Consider the following 17,963-nt stretch of genomic DNA (forward strand, 5'->3'; position numbering starts at 1 on the left):
CTGGCTCTGGCTCTGGCTCTGGCTCTGGCTCTGGCTCTGGCTCTGGCTCTGGCTCTGGCTCTGGCTCTGGCTCTGGCAAATGAGTATCGGAGCTAGCACCCGGTGATGCAAGTTCCGAATCCCGTAACTGCGCGGCTTGCTGCTGTAACTGCTGTTGTTCCTGATTTAACTGCCGAATCAACGAATTGTCATACTCATCAACAGCAGATTCATCACCTAAAACCGTTTTTTTTTCTGTAACAGCTGCAGAAGCCTGAACCACAGGCTTCTGCACAGAGGATATCCTCGATGTAACCGGAGCTGGAGTCACTCGCAAATCATGTGGTGATATGGCCACTGACGACACAGGACGAAAAGCTAGCATCCGAATAATCGTCATTTCAAAACCACTTAACGGCAGAGGAGCATAAGGTAAATCTCGCCGTCCGGTAATGGCTATTTGATACAACAACTGTACAAACTGGCTATCACTCTGCTCGGCTAGCTTTTGAATTAAAGTATCCTGATCATTATGTAGTAGCTGTTGAAGTGCCACTCGATGCAACCAAGATGCAAGTTGCTGATGTAAATCATCATAATCTGGAGCTAACTGTTTGATCTGTTCGATCTTGGCAAAAGCTGCCGCGCTATCCCCACCCATGACATGCGCCAATAACTCCCGGATATGATGCGGATCAATCGTCCCCAACATCTCAATGACATCATGATAACGAAGCTCACCCCCACTCAGCGCCAACGCCTGATCGGTCAAACTCAGTGCATCTCGCATACTGCCATCGGCTGCCTGAGCTAATGCTTCAACAGCTAAAGGTTCACTCGGCAAAGACTCTAATTGCAAGATGTGATGAAGTCGCTCTGCGATCTGTGCTTCTGATAATGCCGTAAGATGAAACTGCAAGCACCGGGATAACACCGTAACCGGCAATTTTTGCGGATCCGTCGTAGCCAATAGAAATTTCACATGCTCAGGAGGCTCTTCCAATGTCTTTAATAATGCATTGAATGAATGCCTGGACAACATATGAACTTCATCGATCAAATAGATTTTATAGCGTCCCCGGCTTGGCCGGTACTGAACATTATCCAGTACATCCCGCGTATCCTCGACCTTAGTTCTGGAGGCTGCATCAATCTCGATTAAGTCGACAAACTGCCCATGTTCCACAGCCTGACAATTACTACATTGGCCACAAGGATGATCAGAAATACCCTGTTCACAGTTAAGACTCTTGGCAAACAAACGCGCTAGTGTTGTTTTCCCAATCCCCCGGGTTCCTGAAAATAAATAAGCATGATGTAAAGTCTGCTGTTTCAATGAATTAGTCAATGCAGCCAGCACATGCTTTTGCCCGACCACATCGGAAAAACGTTGCGGACGCCATTTACGTGCTAATGCTAAATAACTCATAGTTCAGCTCCAGCAGGCTTAATCGCCTTGGTATTGCACCAAGTGAGTCACATGAACTCCCATCTGTTCAAGACGCTTTTGCCCAGGTAGATCAACTAAATTAATCACAAACGCAGCATCGGTAATCGTAGCCCCTAACTGTCGAATTAATTTAACTGTTGCTTCAGCCGTTCCCCCGGTCGCAATCAGATCATCAACCAACAAAACATGATCATCAGAATTTAAAGCATCTTCATGAATCTCAACACTATCATGACCATACTCTAATTCATAACTCTGACTGATTGTTTTACGAGGAAGTTTTCCTGGTTTACGCACTGGAATAAAACCAATGCCTAGAGCTAATGCTAAAGGCGCCCCAAACAAGAAGCCTCGGGCTTCAGTACCGGCTACTTTAGTAAAACCACGTCCTTTGAACGTTTCAGCTAAAGAATTAATTGTAGCGGCGTATGCAGCTGGGTCTTCCATCAGACTCGTGATATCTCTGAAAATAATACCGGGTTTAGGATAATCAGGGATCGACTTAATGCTTTGTTCAATCAAAGCATAGGTTTCTGGCTTCATAATACATCCAAATAGTCAAAGAAAAAGCCCATCACTGGTATGGGCCTTTTTATATGCATAGGGGGATTATCTCAATTTGTGGCCAACTTGCAAAGGTCGAGATCATATTTCGGCTTTTAATTGCTGGAATTAACAACATTTCATTCCCATCCTTTTGGAAATCTGAGGTCATTCAAGCTAAAAGGCGTAAACCTTCGCCTAAAGAGCAACAGTCTCTGGACATTCACCATCAGATAGCTTAAAAAGCAGCTTTTATCTTATACTGTAGAGTTATTCATGAAATTGGTGCTTGCGCCTATGGAAGGCGTCGTCGATGCACAAATGCGACAATTACTGACCGGATTGGGAGGATATGATCTGTGCGTCACCGAATTTATTCGTGTTAACGAGCAAAAACTTCCGCCTAAAGTATTTTACCGGCTCTGCCCTGAACTTCTCACAAAAGGTCAAACCGCTTCCGGAACCCCAGTTCGAGTCCAACTTCTAGGGCAATCACCTCACTGGCTAGCACTAAATGCCATCACAGCGATTCAACTCGGCTCACCTGGAATTGATCTCAATTTTGGCTGTCCGGCAAAGACCGTGAATCAAAGCCGCGGCGGCGCGGTGTTACTCAAAGAACCCCAATTAATCCATGAGATTGTAGCCGCCGTTCGACAAGCCGTGCCTGCTCAATACCCAGTATCAGCTAAAATCCGATTAGGCTATGACAGTAAAGAACATGCCGTAGAAATCGCCGATGCTGTTGCATCAGCCGGAGCAACGGAACTAACGGTACATGCTCGCACTAAAATGGATGGATATCGCCCCCCGGCTTATTGGCCTTGGATCGATAAAATTCGGCAACACGTCCATATCCCCATCATTGCCAATGGCGAGATATGGGATCATACTTCGCTACAACAATGTCAAGAACAAACCAATGTCGATCAATTTATGGTGGGGCGCGGGGCGGTTGCGACTCCCAATCTGGGTAATATGTTAAAGAATAACGCGCCTAAACTAACTTGGCCCGAAGTACTAACCCTACTCTTGCAATTTTCTACATTACCAGATAATGATAAGGATATTATTTATTATCCTTCACGAACAAAGCAGTGGTTTAGCTACCTAAGGCTCAGCTATCCAGAAGCGGACCCTTTATTCCGAGAATTACGGACCTTGCGCCAAAAAGAGTTAATCACTCAAGTTTTACAGCAACATTTAACAATTTTAAAACCAACCGTTTTCAATCATGAAAAATAATAAAATATTTAACTGTTGTTGATTCATATCATGACTATTCAAAAATCAGCTACCTATACTCCTGCTATATATTATCAGTAACGCATAGGAATAATTTTGGAGTATTCGCATTATCAGGTTCGCCTAGAAAATATGATGGCGACGATCCGAAAGGATATTATTGCCACGTTGCTCAAATTACCCGATTCTAAAATAAGCGTCACGATTGAAGATTTAGAATATATGGCTCGCGCTGATTTTGTCGACTATATATGTGCTATAGACAGTGCTGCTTTAGAGCCGTTTAGAATTCAGCTTCGTCGCATTGATGCCGCCCTTTGCCAATATGAAATTGGTCTTTACGGAATGTGTAGCGATTGTGAAGAACCTATTGAAAAACAACGTTTAGAAATAGATCCATGTACACAACGCTGTGAAAAATGTGAAGCCAAACATCAGGCAAAAAAACGTCAGGATCTATTTGCTCTTTAATTTACAGCTTTAAAACCAATCAGCTAAAAATCTTGTCGTCCAATGAAAGAATGGGACAGCGTTGTCCCATCCACATGATCCAGTTCTCCCCCGATAGGAACACCATGAGCAATTCGAGATACTTTGATCTGCCGTTGCCGGGCGAGCTCTGCAATATAATAAGCAGTCGCTTCACCTTCAACCGTCGGGTTGGTTGCTAAGATAACCTCAGTATACGATTCTTCATCTAATCGGGCTTCGAGCTTATCTAAACCAATTTCTTGCGGGCCAATACCATCTAAAGGCGATAAATGGCCCATCAATACAAAATAACACCCCGAGTATTGAGCCGTTTGCTCGATAGCAACAACATCTGCCGGATTTTCAACAATACATAACAATCCCGATAATCGACGCTTGTCAGAACTACATATGGGACATAACTGCTCAGCCTCAGAGAAATTTCGGCAAACCGGGCAATGACCAACAACTTCAAGCGCCTGTTGCAGGCATTCCGCCAGTTTTACAGCTTGGGACCGTTTTTCCTGTAACAATGAAAAGGCCATCCGCTGTGCGCTTCGAGGGCCAACTCCTGGTAACACCTGCAATGCTTGAATTAACCTATCGAGACTCGGGGTATATTTCATTTCAGAGAAACCTTTACATACTGATCAATTGATAATCACGCTGGAGTCGTTCAATGATCTCTTCTTTAGGATGTGCAGAAAGCTCAATGGCTTTACCTGTAATCGTTTGCGCGATTTGAGTATAGGTTTTAGATAAATCCATCATAGCAGAAACAGGCAACGCATTATCTCTTGCCAACGCAAACCGTTCTGGCATCCGCTCCTTATTCAATAAGATATCCGGCTCTGGAAAATGATTCAGTAAAAACTGGCGAAAGCCTTCTTTTGAGTTTTCGATAATCTGCCCTTGCTGATAAGCGACTCCATCCCAGATACGTGACGAATCAGGAGTACCGACTTCATCCATATAGATCAGCTGTTCCTGACCATTTTGATCCGTCACATAACCAAATTCAAATTTAGTATCAACGAAAATCTGCTGATGCTGAGCCAGCGATTCACTAATGGCTGCAAATCCCTGTTTTAATAATTTTTCATAAAGATCAACATCTTCAGGATTCCGGAACCCAAAAGACTGGTAATGCTCGACCAAATTCTGGCGAGATACGTTGACATCATCAGCTTCAGGAACACCGGGAATACCTTCCAAAATACCTTTGGTTGACGGTGTAATTAATACCTCCGGCAATTTCTGGTCCCGCTGTAATCCTTCGGGTAACTGAATACCACAAAAATCACGTTCTCCTTTTTGATAAGCACGCCACATCGAACCGGTAATGTACTGCCGAGCAATCGCTTCAACCATCACAGGACGTGCTTTTTGCACAATCCAGACTAATGGATGTGGAATATCCAGAATGTGGCTCTGAGCCAATCCTTTTTGTCTGAATAATTCAAACCAGTGATTTGAAATTGCATTTAATGCAGCCCCTTTCCCCGGGATCCCCTGCATGTTCTGTTCACCATGCCAAATGCAATCAAAAGCTGAAATCCGATCACTAATCACCATCACAGCCAAAGGTGTATCGAGAGGAACCGGATAACCTTTCTGCTCAATCAAACGGCGACTATCATCTTCAGTAAGCCAGTAAACAGAACGCACCTTACCGCTATGAACCGGAAGCGCGGTACGGATCGGAAGATCATTATTGACAGCCATAACCTGGTCAGCAATATTCATGGGGGTAGATCCTATAATGACAACAGAGAACGAAAAGACTAAGCAACTAATATCACTTAGCGATATGGGACTGAATTGTACCAAACCTGTCGAGGTATGCCACTGATTCCCAAATAATCCCCGATAGACTCATTACTTTAATTAAACTCAACAGACCGAACTGAAAGGCGATACCCCTGGATAGAAGTAATATACTGGGTGCTCAAATAAATAGCTCTGGTAAAAGTATCAGCATCCACTTTGACAGAAACACGGATCCCGTATTTATCCATCCGAGGATTAGGATCCAAACACCCCTTTGATCGGAGCTCTCCACCTAAATTTTCCAGATCTTTATCCGTTGCTTGCCGTAGACCAGAAAGAATTAGATCAAATTGATAAGTATTCATGACATCCTTGCTAAATGTGAAAACTGATTTGGATAAGAATGGCTGATCATTATTGGCAATAAATACCAATGCTACAATAGTACTTTATAGTGAAAATTAAGACTTAGGGACTAAAGATTCTGGCGAAGAGACAATAAACTTAGCTATTAGTTTTCGAACAAATAGATCAAGTTCGCTGATTTTAATGACAAAATTCATCATAAACTAACTAAAACGATCACTAAGATCCTTTTAGTTGATCTGATCATTTTTTCAGCAAATTACCGCAATTTATCAATAAATTTTACGCTTTGTCGCTTTTGCTAAACAGAAGACATCGGCATAGACACTGATTTCACACATCCCGATGTTTTCTAAATTTCATGAGTGATTGTGAAATCCACGGTCCAGTGAGAATGATAATCATGAGTCGACAGGTTTGTAATGCCATAATAAATGCCACATCAACCGGCGTCGATAGAGCAATAACAGCAACCGTATTGGCCCCTCCGGGACTCGTTGCCAAATAAGCCGAAAGCGGATCAACATGGAACCAGTAACTAACTCCCATTCCTAATATTCCACATAAAGCAATGAGAATTAAATTCGAAAACACAATACGAGGTAATGCCTTCAATGAAGTTCGCAAAATATCACGATCAAACCCTAACCCAATCTGCCAACCGATCAATGAATAACTCAAAACTAATAAAACTTCTGGTAAATCAATAACGATCCACCCCATCAAATGTAAGAAGGTTCCGAGGAGCATCGGCACCAACATCGATCCGGCGGGAATACGCGCTATATGACCGAGAATGACACCCCCAACAATCAACAATAATGTCATGGATAAGTTCCATCCATCCGGGAGCACAGCCCATCCTTCAAAGAGTGAATGTGTCATGGATCCGCTACCCGTCACTATCGATGCGACTACCGATGCAACTAGGACAACTAATAGCACCCGAATATATTGCATACAAGCAACTAGTCGTTCATCAGAACCGAACGCTTTCGCCATAATAACCATGGCACTGGCCGCTCCGGGTGAAGCCCCCCAAATGGCCACATCTGGTGGGATCACATTCCACTTAGCCAAGACTAATCCCAACCCCCAACTCAAGATCATGACCACTCCAATCACCAGCAGAAACAGCGGCCAATCTTTTATCATTTCATGCAGAATATTTTGAGTGAGACTCGTTGCGATCAAACAGCCGATCACAGCCTGAGAACCATGATATCCCCAACGATTCACTTTTAGTCGAATGTTAATAACCGCGAATATAATACCGGCCAACATCGGTCCAATCATCCACCCGGCGGGAATGTGGCAAACAGTCATGATCCAGACTAAAAATACCGATATTCCAATTAAAAAAAACCATCGAATGCACTTAGATGAAAAGCGAGTTCGAGAAGTGGTAATTTTTACTTGGCCCATGAAAAACCTACTCAATCAATATTGGAAAAACAAGCGAGACGTTACTCTATCTCTTAGAAAGGAAAATAAAATATTGAATCAATCATGACAAAACATTTGGAAAAGCACCTTGGATCCCTTCGATAATCATCTGAGCCCCAATAACAGCAAGAATTAGCCCCATAATTCGAGTGATAACGCCTAAAGCACCACTTCCAATAACCGCCACAAATCGCTGTCCGAACACGAAAAATACAAAAGTAATCAAACACAATGCGGCAAACGATGAGAGGATAATAAATAACTCCAACAATCCACCATGCGCAGCATAGTTCAGTGCAGTCACAATAGTCCCCGGTCCAGCCAAAATAGGCATAGCTAGAGGGAAAATAGAAACACTTAAGACAGCTTCACGACAGGCATCATTATCTTCACTCGGCAATTGGTGCATACTCGATTGGTTCCCATGGAGCATCTGGAATCCGATAGTCCCAACTAGCACCCCACCAACTAACCGAAATGCTGGCAACGTAATGCCAAAAAGCTGAAAAATCCAATGCCCGGCAAGCGTAAAAATACAGACCAAAATAAATGCAATCACAACCGCACGTAGGGCAATTAACTTAGTTGTTGCCGAATCATCATTAGCAGTCAAACCCAAAAAAATAGGCACATTAGCGATGGGATTCATAATGGCAAAAAAACTCATAAAAACCGTTGTTAAATGTGCAACAAAGTGGTCCATAAGCGATTCTCCACGCTTTCAATGATCAGAGTATGAATAAAAAACCCCGGTCAGGCCGAGGTTTTTCAAAAGTACTGATAATCAATTATGCTTTTTGAATGACTTCAATCCCATTCATGTAAGGCCTTAACACCTCAGGGACCACTACTGAGCCATCAGCTTGTTGATAATTTTCTAGAATTGCAACCAATGTTCGACCAACAGCCAAACCCGAACCATTCAATGTATGAACCAGTTCCGGTTTTTTTGAACCCTCTGGGCGGAAACGAGCCTGCATCCGACGAGCCTGAAAATCTTCACAGTTACTCACTGAAGAAATTTCCCGATAGGTATTCTGTGCCGGTAACCAGACTTCTAAGTCATATGTTTTGGCCGCTGAGAATCCCATATCGCCAGTACACAATGTTACAACCCGATAAGGTAAATCTAATTTTTGCAGAATATTTTCCGCATGCTGACGCATCTCTTCAAGAACTTCATATGAATGCGCAGGATGAACCACCTGAACCATTTCGACCTTATCAAACTGATGTTGACGGATCAGCCCCCGAGTATCCCGGCCATAGGATCCGGCTTCACTACGAAAACATGGTGTATGGGCCGTCATTTTAAGAGGAAGCTCAGCTTCATCAAGAATGACATCCCGCACCATATTGGTCAAAGGAACTTCAGCCGTTGGGATCAAACTCATCCCAATTCCTTCTTCAGTTGCAGGTTGCATATTAAATAAATCTTCACCAAATTTAGGTAACTGACTGGTTCCATACAACGAATCAGCATTGACTAAATAAGGAACATACAATTCATGATAGCCATGTTCACTAGTTTGAGTGTCTAACATAAACTGCGCAATCGCCCGATGCAGTCGAGCTATTTTATCTTTCATCACGATAAAACGTGAACCACTGATTTTTGTCGCGCTTTTAAAATCAAGCCCAGCTAAACCTTCACCGATATCCACATGATCACGAATTTCAAAATCGAATTTACGCGGTGTACCCCAACGGTGCAACTCCACATTTTCTGATTCATCTTTGCCAACCGGAACCGATTCATTTGGTAAATTAGGGATTGTATAAGCAATCTCTTTTAAATGATCCTGAACGGCCGCAAGCTGCTGCTTCGCCTCGTTAAGTTTATCACCCAGCGATCCAACTTCCGCCAGTAATGGCTGAATATCCTCACCTCGAGCTTTCGCCTGGCCAATTAATTTGGAGCGAGAATTCCGTTCATTCTGTAAATTCTCAGTTTCTATCTGCAAGGATTTACGCTGTTCTTCCAATTTTGTCACTAATGCGACATCCAATTGAAAACCTCGGCGAGCAAGACGCTGGGCCGTGGTTTCGATCTCACTCCTCAGATATTTAGCATCTAACATGATAAACCTTAATTAATATATTCCATCACCTTCATCCGAAGGTTTTTTATTTGTTATAAACTCAAATACCCTGATGATTACCCGGGTAACTGCAATCTATTCTATCACTTCTTAGGGTACCGTTGCTGCTCACTTTTTGCATCTAATTCATGCAGATAATCAAGTTTTGCTTTAATTTGTTTTTCTAATCCCCGATCCTCTGGATAATAAAATTGCAAATGCGCTATAGATTCAGGCAGATAACTTTCCCCAGCAGCATAAGCTCCTGGCTCATTATGTGCGTACCGATACTCGGCACCGAATCCCATTTCAGCCATTAACTTCGTGGGAGCATTGCGTAAATGATACGGAACCGGGAGATCACCGTAATTTTTAGCCGCTTCCCGAGCGGCACTAAACGCTTTATAGACCGCATTACTTTTAGGAGCACAAGCTAAAAACACAGCGGCTTGTGCAATCGCACGTTCACCTTCAGCGGGACCGACCCGGGTATAACAATCCCAGGCATTGAGTGCAACCTGCATCGCTCGAATATCAGCATTACCGACATCTTCCGAAGCGATGGCCAACATTCGCCGCGCCACAATCAATGGATCACACCCTGATTCTAGGATGCGACTATACCAGAATAAAGCGCCATCAGGGTTAGATCCCCGCACTGATTTATGAAATGCAGACAGTAAATCATAATATTGATCCCCTAGTTTATCGACTTGCGAAAAATGGGGGCCGCACACTTGAGCAAGTAGAGCTTGATTTACTTCACCATTGTCTTCAACCAGATCGGTGGCCATCTCCAATAAATTCAATGCTCGCCGCGCATCTCCCTGGGCAAATTCAGCAAGCTGCTGAGCAACGCCCGCAGCAAAACACAAATGGCGCGACTGAAGTTGTTGATCTTCAGCTAATGCTCTTTCTAAAACTTGCTGAATATCTGCTTCATTCAAACGCTCCAACACATAAACTCTGGCTCTAGAAAGTAGCGCATTATTCACTTCAAAGGAGGGATTCTCAGTCGTTGCGCCAATGAATACAACCGTACCATTCTCAATGTGGGGCAAAAAAGCATCTTGTTGACTTTTATTAAATCGATGCACTTCATCAACAAAAAGGATCGTACGACGCCCTTGCTGCTGGACATTTTTCGCATTCGCAATTGCTTCCCGGATCTCTTTCATGCCCCCCGTCACCGCAGAAACTTTTTCGACATGGGCGTCCGCATAGTGGGCAATAATTTCCGCTAACGTTGTTTTCCCTGTTCCCGGAGGCCCCCATAAAATCATAGAGTGGAGCAATCCTTTTTTAATCGACTGATACAACGGCTTGGACGGATCTAATAGTTGTTGCTGCCCTGCATATTCCTCAAGAGTTTGAGGGCGCATTCGCGCAGCTAACGGTCGAAAATCGGGGGCGAAATCAAATCCTAAATTATTCATGAGACTGACGTTGATCGTCTATTTCAACCCCTTGAGGAACTGTAAATACAAACTGTTTTACATTAATTCTAGGGGTTAAATTAAAATGGGCTAGTTTAAAACGACTTTGTTGTCCCTGAGAATCTGTGACATCAAACTCCTGAATCGCATCGCCGTTAAAAACGATAGTAAATGTAGGCTGTTGATGATCTTCTTTACTCGTCACTCGATAGCTGTCAGCCTGTACTTGACGCACCTGATAGCTACTCCAACTTTTAGCTCGCGGATCGGCTAATAAAATAAAAGGCGTATGTGCAATCGCATCGGAGGCATTATAAATAGAGACTTGTTCAACCATTGGGCTGTAATACCAAATGGTCCGACCATCTGAGATAATCTGATCGTCTCCCGGTGACTGTTCCTGCCAAAATACTTTGCCCGGTTTAGCCATCACTAAGCGGCCCTGTGCTTGATGAACTGTTTTACCCTCGGGGCTAATCACCGTCTGCTGAAAGTCAGCCGAAAAATGTTCGATAGGCTGTAATTTTGCCTGTAAATCACTCATTGGATCGGCCATCACCAAAAAACTTGATAAACAACTACCAACCGTTATCCATTGGATCAGTCTCATTCAATACCTCTGTATTTGAATTATATTAGTCAAAACGAACCGGCGGTGGTGCAAGGACATCCCGATTTCCGTTATGCCCTGGAGGACTAACGACACCTTGAGCCTCCATCTGTTCCACAATTCGAGCGGCACGATTATAACCAATTTTAAATTTTCGCTGCACTCCAGAAACGGATCCCCGTCGACTCTCCGTGACAAAAGCCACGGCTTGATCATAAAGCTCATCAAATTCATCCTCCATTGAGGACTGCTCTCCAGGCAACAGAATTTCAGAACTGGTTTCACCATTTGAAATTTCATCAATATAATTTGGCTCGCCTCTGAGTTTCCAGTCGGCGACAACTCGGTGAACTTCATCATCATCAATAAATGCCCCATGAACCCGAGTTGGAACACCGGATCCCGGAGGGAGATAGAGCATATCCCCCTGCCCCAGTAAAGCCTCAGCACCTTGCTGATCTAAGATAGTGCGGGAATCGATTTTACTCGACACCTGAAACGCCATTCGCGTTGGAATATTTGCCTTGATTAATCCGGTAATCACATTCACGGAAGGTCGTTGAGTTGCTAAAATCAAATGAATCCCTGCAGCTCGAGCTTTTTGAGCAATACGGGCAATCAGTTCTTCAACCTTCTTACCTACGATCATCATCATATCCGAAAATTCATCGATCACAACGACGATAGAAGGGAGTTTCTCGAGAGCTGGCGCTTGTTCATCCATACTATCTCCGGGTTTCCAGAGTGGGTCGGGAATCGATTCCCCTCGCGCTGCCGCCTCTTTCACTTTCGCGTTATACCCTTTTAAATTCCTTACACCAACCGCTGACATTAGCTGATAACGACGCTCCATTTCTCCCACACACCAGCGCAGCGCATTTGCTGCTTTTTTCATATCGGTAACAACTTCAGAAAGAAGATGTGGGATCCCTTCATAAACGGATAATTCCAGCATTTTCGGGTCAATCATAATAAACCGAACTTCTTCAGGTGTTGATTTATAGAGCATACTCACAATCATGACATTGACACCCACTGACTTGCCTGAACCAGTTGTACCGGCCACAAGTAAATGAGGCATACGCGCTAAATCAACAACCACCGGCTCTCCTGCAATATCGCTTCCGAGAACCATAGTTAAAGGTGATTTATTTTTATGAAATGCAGGACAATTCAAAACTTCACTTAAGTAAACAATTTCCCGATGCTTATTGGGTAACTCCAGACCAATCACAGATTTACCTGGAATCACTTCAACCACGCGGACACTAATCGCAGACAAAGAACGAGCCAGATCTTTTGAAAGTCCCGTAATCTTACTCACCTTAACCCCAGGTGCTAAATCCAGTTCAAAACGTGTAATAACAGGCCCCGGACAGACGGCAACCACCTTGGCATCAATATTAAAATCAAGTAGTTTCGTCTCAACTAATCGAGCGATTTGATCCAATTCATCCTGACTCACTGGATTAACTTTTTTATCGGGTCGATCCAAAAGGCTCATATCCGGTAAAGGTGCCAAATCCTTAGGCCGTTCAACCGGTTTAAAATCATCGAGAGTTTTACTATGAGCAGGAGCAACCATCCGGGCCATGGGTTTATCTTCGGACTCAGAATGACCCGACTCAATCATGGACGTCGTCATCACAACCGGATCTTTTCGTTCGGGGATTACAGAATCGACTTCAGTTTCTTCAAGCCAATCATCAGCGTCCTCTTCATACTCCTCATCCTCATCTCTATCTTCAATCACACTATTCTGATGCTGACGAGTAAATAAACTTTTCAGCTTAGAAGGCGACGGTTCAGAATCTGACAATGCTGGACCTACGGTTTCCAGTTGTAATTTGGAGTTTGAATCAAATGGGTGCGTTAATTTTGATTTACACCACAAGCTGAAATCATTGAGCCATACACCAATAATTTCTACAATCGTAATCCACGAAACTCCTGTAATAAGAGTGATTCCAATCGCCAGTAATGCTAATAAAACAATCGTGCTTCCCAGATTACCCAATGTGGTGACCATAATTCCGGAGCACAAATCACCGATGAGTCCTCCAGACGAGAAATGATAAAAATCATTAAAATTTACCGAAGCCAGCGACGTTGAACTCACTAATGCCAGAACGCCACCAATAATCCTCAAGCCACCATTAAAAAAAGACAATCGCTCATCGGCACTGCGGTGCCAACAACAAAGATAGCCCACGAAAATAATCACGATCGGAATAAGATAGGCAACCAGCCCTAATAAGAAGAAAAGAATATCCGCAAGCATGGCCCCAAAAGAACCAGCCGCATTAGAAACATGCCCTTGCCATGATGTCTGTGACCATCCAGGATCAGCTGGATTAAAACTAAACAATGCAATGGCACAAAAAACAGCAACCACGATAATGCCAATGATCCCAGCTTCCTGAAGGCGCTCAGACCCACTTAATTTAGAAGAGAATAAACTTGCCAAACAGCAACTCCCCGTTTAACTCAAAACACTTAATAAAAAAGGGTGACTCTATTATAAAATATCATCTTATAACATATAGCAGTTATTCTTTTTATAATAAACAAAGGAGCGGCCAAGCCGCTCCATGATCTGCAATTTACCATACATAAAATTGCGCTAGTGCTTAATTACCAATCGATTACTCTGCTTAACTTCTTCCATGACTACATACGTACGCGTGTCATTTACACCTGGTAATCTCAGTAATGTCTCACCTAAAAGCTTACGATATGCGGACATATCAGCGACTCGGGTTTTTAAAAGATAATCGAAATCACCTGAAACGAGATGACATTCCTGAATCTCTTCTAACTGCTGTACTGCACTATTAAATTGCTCAAAAACATCTGCAGCACCACGGTTTAAGGTAATTTCAACAAAGACAAGCAACGACGCATCAAGATATTGAGGATTCAGAATTGCTGTATACCCACATATATATCCCTGCCGTTCCAAACGCCTCACCCGCTCCAAGCATGGTGTTGGACTCAAACCAACCCGTTTAGATAGCTCCACATTGGAGATCCTACCATCCTGTTGCAACTCATTAAGTATGTTGCGATCAATCCGATCAAGTTCCTTCATGTGTTGACCTTTGACTTCCATTATTATGATGTTGTAAAAATTTTTTTGTTATAAGTGGACCTCAGAAAGAGTTGTCTGACTCTATCAATAGCCGCAATGGGATATTGCCTCGGACTTAATCAATCCATTTTAAAAACGGACAGCCATTGTGCTCAGGGGATTAAATATGACAAAACCGACTATCCCCTGTAACTATCAAATCTTCCATAAAAAAAGTCTAATCGCAAGCTTTTATCGACATTTTTCTCTATAAAATCCCTTTTTCATGGCGATTTTAATAATGTTAGAGACAGAACTAACCAAATTAACGATCAATTACAAGATTGGGCAAAATACCAATTTAGACGTATTCGTTCTCAGTAATACAAAAATGTTCTTGGAAATTACTCGATCTACTTCAGGAATCATTTATCATACCTAAAATTGATCCTTATAGAGACAGGTTCTATGCAAGATATTCAACATAGCCAACTTATTATTCTTGGTTCAGGCCCTGCCGGTTACACTGCGGCTGTTTACGCTGCACGAGCAAATTTAAATCCCACTCTCATTACCGGCATTCAGCAAGGCGGACAATTAACCACCACCACCGAAGTTGAAAACTGGCCAGGTGGTGCAGAAGGGCTCACCGGTCCTCAATTAATGGAACGGATGCAAGAACACGCGGAGAGGTTTAATACTAATATCGTATTTGACCACATTAATAAAGTGGATTTTTCATCTCGACCACTGCGCCTAACTGGTGATAGTGGTGAATACACTTGTGATGCACTGATCATCGCTACCGGAGCCTCCGCCAAATATTTAGGACTTCCTTCCGAAGAACTCTTTAAAGGGAAAGGAATCTCAGCCTGTGCAACATGTGATGGCTTTTTCTATCGCAACCAAAAAGTTGCTGTGGTCGGCGGAGGAAACACCGCAGTCGAAGAAGCGTTGTATCTCTCTAATATTGCCGCAGAAGTGCATGTCATCCATCGCCGAGAAACTTTCCGTAGTGAAAAAATCCTATTAGACCGAATGATGGATAAAGTAAATCACGGCAATATGGTTTTACACTTGAATAAGACGCTGGATGAAGTACTTGGAGATGAAATGGGGGTTACCGGCGTTCGTCTGAAAGATACCCAATCAGGCGAAACATCCGATCTGGACGTTATGGGGGCCTTCATTGCGATTGGTCATCAACCCAATACAGCCATTTTTGAAGGTCAACTCGACATGAATAACGGCTATATCAAAATTCAGTCGGGCCTAAATGGCAATGCAACTGCCACAAATATTCCTGGTGTCTTTGCCGCAGGTGACGTGGCCGATCATATCTATCGCCAAGCCATTACTTCTGCCGGAGCCGGATGTATGGCGGCCCTCGATGCAGAACGTTACTTAGATAGTCAAAAATAAATTGTTATCCGATAGCCAGCCTCGTCTGGCTATCTAACACTCCAAACCCAAAATGAAATGCACTCCCGTCGACATTCGCTCTTAAAAATATGTTATAAATTGCATTTATGATGATTAACAAAATACGCTAAAAATAATTGATAGCGTAACCGTTCTTCAGCAGCTAATGATCACATTATTTTGATGATTCAGGCTGTCATCTCAATGGGAATATCGATGCAACTGCATGTTTTAAACCACACTTTAAATTTTCCCGATATTAATAGCGCATTAGATCATCCTGACGGGCTGCTCGCCATTGGTGGTGATTTAAATCCAGATCGGCTGATTCGGGCCTATTATCACGGCATATTTCCTTGGTTTAGTGAAGAAGATCCCCTGCTCTGGTGGTCCCCCGGAACACGCGCTATCCTCGACCCCAAGCGACTTCATATCAGTCATAGTATGCGTAAATGGCTTAAAAAAACGACCTTTCATGTCACAGTAAACAATGCTTTTACCGATATCATCCGACACTGTGCTACTCGCCCAAATCACGAGGGAACTTGGATTACAAACGAAATGATCATGGCCTACTGTAAGCTCCATCAGATGGGATACGCGCATTCTGTAGAAGTCTGGGAGCAACAACAACTCGTCGGAGGATTATATGGAATTTGCATCGGGCAATTATTTTGTGGTGAATCGATGTTCCACCTTCAGACCAATGCTTCTAAACTTGCTTTTATCCGACTGGTACAGCATTTTTCTGCTCATGGAGGGCAATTAATTGATGCCCAAATGCCCACCGAACACCTTATGAGTATGGGAGTACAACCCTGTTCCCGAAATCACTTTAAATCATGTTTAGAACAACTTCGAGATCGTTCGATTGCTAAAAATTGCTGGGATCCTCAAACATTATGAAATTACAGTTAGGGGTAACAACTGAACATTCATGCTCTTATCTTGACGACCAGAGTGCTCGAGAAGCAGTCTTAATGCCCGAAAATACAACCGCGGCAATATACCAATTATTAATTGATCAAGGATTTCGCCGTAGTGGTGATCATTTATATCGCCCTTATTGTCAGCTATGTACCGCATGTCAATCATTACGAGTTGATGTTCAAAATTTTAAGCCAACTCGCAGTCAACGACGTGTTATTCATAAAAATACCGATATCACATGGAATGAAAAAAAGTGCCTTACTCTAAAACACTATCAACTGTATTGTGAATACCAAAGTGCCAGACATCATGGCGGTACCATGGAGCACCAAAGTTACGAGGAATTTTGCCAATTTTTGAACTGCTCATGGGCACCAATACGTATCCTTGAAGGCTACCTTGACACCGAATTGATTATTGTCTCAATTATCGATCTCTTTGATCAAGGTGCCAGTGCCGTGTATACCTTTTTCTCACCCCAATATGCAGCGCGTTCTTTAGGTAAAACAACCATCATCCAGCAAATCAATTGGCTCAGGCAGGCAAATAAAAATTGGCTTTATCTAGGGTATCAGATCGATCCATGTCCCAAAATGAATTATAAAAATGAATTCTCACCTCATCAGCGTTTCATAAATAACCATTGGGACTTCGAAAAAGCCGAATAAACTTTACACAGAGCTTGGGATCTGGCATCCTTCCTGCGTTTTTATTGGAGTATACTCACCGAGGAACCATGGCGAAAGAAGACAATATCGAAATGCAAGGCACAGTTCTGGACACATTACCAAATACAATGTTCCGAGTGGAATTAGAAAATGGTCATGTGGTCACTGCTCACATTTCTGGGAAAATGCGGAAAAACTATATCCGTATTCTGACTGGCGATAAAGTGACTGTTCAGCTGACACCTTATGATCTGTCGAAAGGACGTATTGTATTCCGTGCCCGCTAAGTCACCTGCTTCGCTATGAAAAAACCAGCCCTCAGGCCTGTCTTTTATACAGAAGTCCCTCACATGATGTGAGGGACTTTTTTTGAACTAAATTCTAGCTTCACGATCAGATCTTCAACGGATGGGCTTAGTTGAGGATACCTGAAATGATAAAAAGCAATAATGATTGGGCTGAAGAACAATTTGGGC

The 17,963-nt window shown here is 43.0% G+C and carries 18 protein-coding genes; 6 read left to right on the plus strand and 12 right to left on the minus strand.

The window, feature by feature from the left end; all coding sequences use genetic code 11:
* Positions 1–1,408 (minus strand): DNA polymerase III subunit gamma/tau (gene dnaX / locus ABUE20_RS18790; protein WP_408621503.1); only part of this gene is annotated, 1,408 nt, incomplete at its 3' end.
* 18 nt (positions 1,409–1,426) lie between these two features.
* On the minus strand, positions 1,427–1,972 hold the full coding sequence (gene apt / locus ABUE20_RS18795; RefSeq protein ID WP_408621504.1) for an adenine phosphoribosyltransferase: 546 nt from the start codon (positions 1,970–1,972) through the stop codon (positions 1,427–1,429).
* Positions 1,973–2,248: 276 nt separating this feature from the next.
* Here apt and ABUE20_RS18800 point away from each other — a divergent pair, with 276 nt between their 5' ends.
* Together ABUE20_RS18800 and ABUE20_RS18805 are read left to right on the plus strand one after the other, a co-directional pair.
* Positions 2,249–3,217 (plus strand): tRNA-dihydrouridine synthase, encoded by a 969-nt coding sequence (locus ABUE20_RS18800; RefSeq protein WP_408621505.1) that lies wholly within the window; start codon positions 2,249–2,251, stop codon positions 3,215–3,217.
* A 96-nt stretch (positions 3,218–3,313) separates the two neighbouring features.
* Positions 3,314–3,688 (plus strand): TraR/DksA family transcriptional regulator, encoded by a 375-nt coding sequence (locus ABUE20_RS18805; protein ID WP_408621506.1) that lies wholly within the window; start codon positions 3,314–3,316, stop codon positions 3,686–3,688.
* A gap of 23 nt (positions 3,689–3,711) precedes the next feature.
* On the opposite strand, the gene recR is transcribed toward ABUE20_RS18805, so the two are convergent.
* The 10 genes from recR to lrp form a co-directional block, all read right to left on the minus strand.
* Entirely contained in the window at positions 3,712–4,314 is a 603-nt protein-coding gene (gene recR, locus ABUE20_RS18810; RefSeq protein ID WP_408621507.1) for a recombination mediator RecR, read from the minus strand.
* 13 nt (positions 4,315–4,327) lie between these two features.
* On the minus strand, positions 4,328–5,434 hold the full coding sequence (locus tag ABUE20_RS18815) for a phosphoribosylaminoimidazolesuccinocarboxamide synthase (RefSeq protein WP_408621508.1): 1,107 nt from the start codon (positions 5,432–5,434) through the stop codon (positions 4,328–4,330).
* Positions 5,435–5,571: 137 nt separating this feature from the next.
* Complete coding sequence (locus tag ABUE20_RS18820) at positions 5,572–5,823, minus strand: hypothetical protein (RefSeq protein WP_408621509.1); 252 nt, start codon at positions 5,821–5,823, stop codon at positions 5,572–5,574.
* Between the two features lie 334 nt (positions 5,824–6,157).
* On the minus strand, positions 6,158–7,249 hold the full coding sequence (locus ABUE20_RS18825) for an AbrB family transcriptional regulator (protein ID WP_408621510.1): 1,092 nt from the start codon (positions 7,247–7,249) through the stop codon (positions 6,158–6,160).
* An 82-nt stretch (positions 7,250–7,331) separates the two neighbouring features.
* Positions 7,332–7,973, minus strand: a complete 642-nt coding sequence (locus tag ABUE20_RS18830; protein WP_408621511.1) for a MarC family protein — start codon at positions 7,971–7,973, stop codon at positions 7,332–7,334.
* A gap of 85 nt (positions 7,974–8,058) precedes the next feature.
* The gene (gene serS / locus ABUE20_RS18835; RefSeq protein ID WP_408621512.1) at positions 8,059–9,351 is read right to left on the minus strand and encodes a serine--tRNA ligase; all 1,293 of its coding nucleotides are present in this window, start codon (positions 9,349–9,351) and stop codon (positions 8,059–8,061) included.
* Between the two features lie 104 nt (positions 9,352–9,455).
* Positions 9,456–10,787 (minus strand): replication-associated recombination protein A, encoded by a 1,332-nt coding sequence (locus ABUE20_RS18840; RefSeq protein WP_408621513.1) that lies wholly within the window; start codon positions 10,785–10,787, stop codon positions 9,456–9,458.
* A complete protein-coding gene (gene lolA, locus ABUE20_RS18845) occupies positions 10,780–11,397 on the minus strand; it encodes an outer membrane lipoprotein periplasmic chaperone LolA (protein WP_408621514.1) in 618 nt (205 codons plus the stop codon). The genes ABUE20_RS18840 and lolA overlap by 8 nt, the downstream gene beginning before the upstream one ends.
* A gap of 25 nt (positions 11,398–11,422) precedes the next feature.
* Positions 11,423–13,864: a DNA translocase FtsK gene (locus ABUE20_RS18850; RefSeq protein ID WP_408621515.1), complete on the minus strand. Its 2,442-nt coding sequence runs from the start codon at positions 13,862–13,864 to the stop codon at positions 11,423–11,425.
* 156 nt (positions 13,865–14,020) lie between these two features.
* The gene (gene lrp / locus ABUE20_RS18855) at positions 14,021–14,509 is read right to left on the minus strand and encodes a leucine-responsive transcriptional regulator Lrp (protein ID WP_408621516.1); all 489 of its coding nucleotides are present in this window, start codon (positions 14,507–14,509) and stop codon (positions 14,021–14,023) included.
* A 426-nt stretch (positions 14,510–14,935) separates the two neighbouring features.
* Here lrp and trxB point away from each other — a divergent pair, with 426 nt between their 5' ends.
* From trxB to infA, 4 genes are all read left to right on the plus strand, one after another.
* Positions 14,936–15,889, plus strand: coding sequence for a thioredoxin-disulfide reductase (gene trxB / locus ABUE20_RS18860; protein WP_408621517.1), 954 nt, complete (start codon positions 14,936–14,938; stop codon positions 15,887–15,889).
* A 216-nt stretch (positions 15,890–16,105) separates the two neighbouring features.
* Positions 16,106–16,795 (plus strand): leucyl/phenylalanyl-tRNA--protein transferase, encoded by a 690-nt coding sequence (gene aat, locus ABUE20_RS18865; RefSeq protein WP_408621518.1) that lies wholly within the window; start codon positions 16,106–16,108, stop codon positions 16,793–16,795.
* Positions 16,792–17,487 (plus strand): arginyltransferase, encoded by a 696-nt coding sequence (locus ABUE20_RS18870; RefSeq protein WP_408621519.1) that lies wholly within the window; start codon positions 16,792–16,794, stop codon positions 17,485–17,487. The genes aat and ABUE20_RS18870 overlap by 4 nt, the downstream gene beginning before the upstream one ends.
* Before the next feature lie 68 nt (positions 17,488–17,555).
* Complete coding sequence (gene infA / locus ABUE20_RS18875; protein WP_016401030.1) at positions 17,556–17,774, plus strand: translation initiation factor IF-1; 219 nt, start codon at positions 17,556–17,558, stop codon at positions 17,772–17,774.
* Positions 17,775–17,963 lie beyond the last annotated feature (189 nt).

It is taken from the genome of Celerinatantimonas marina, assembly GCF_046054165.1.
In the GTDB taxonomy this organism is placed as follows: domain Bacteria; phylum Pseudomonadota; class Gammaproteobacteria; order Enterobacterales; family Celerinatantimonadaceae; genus Celerinatantimonas.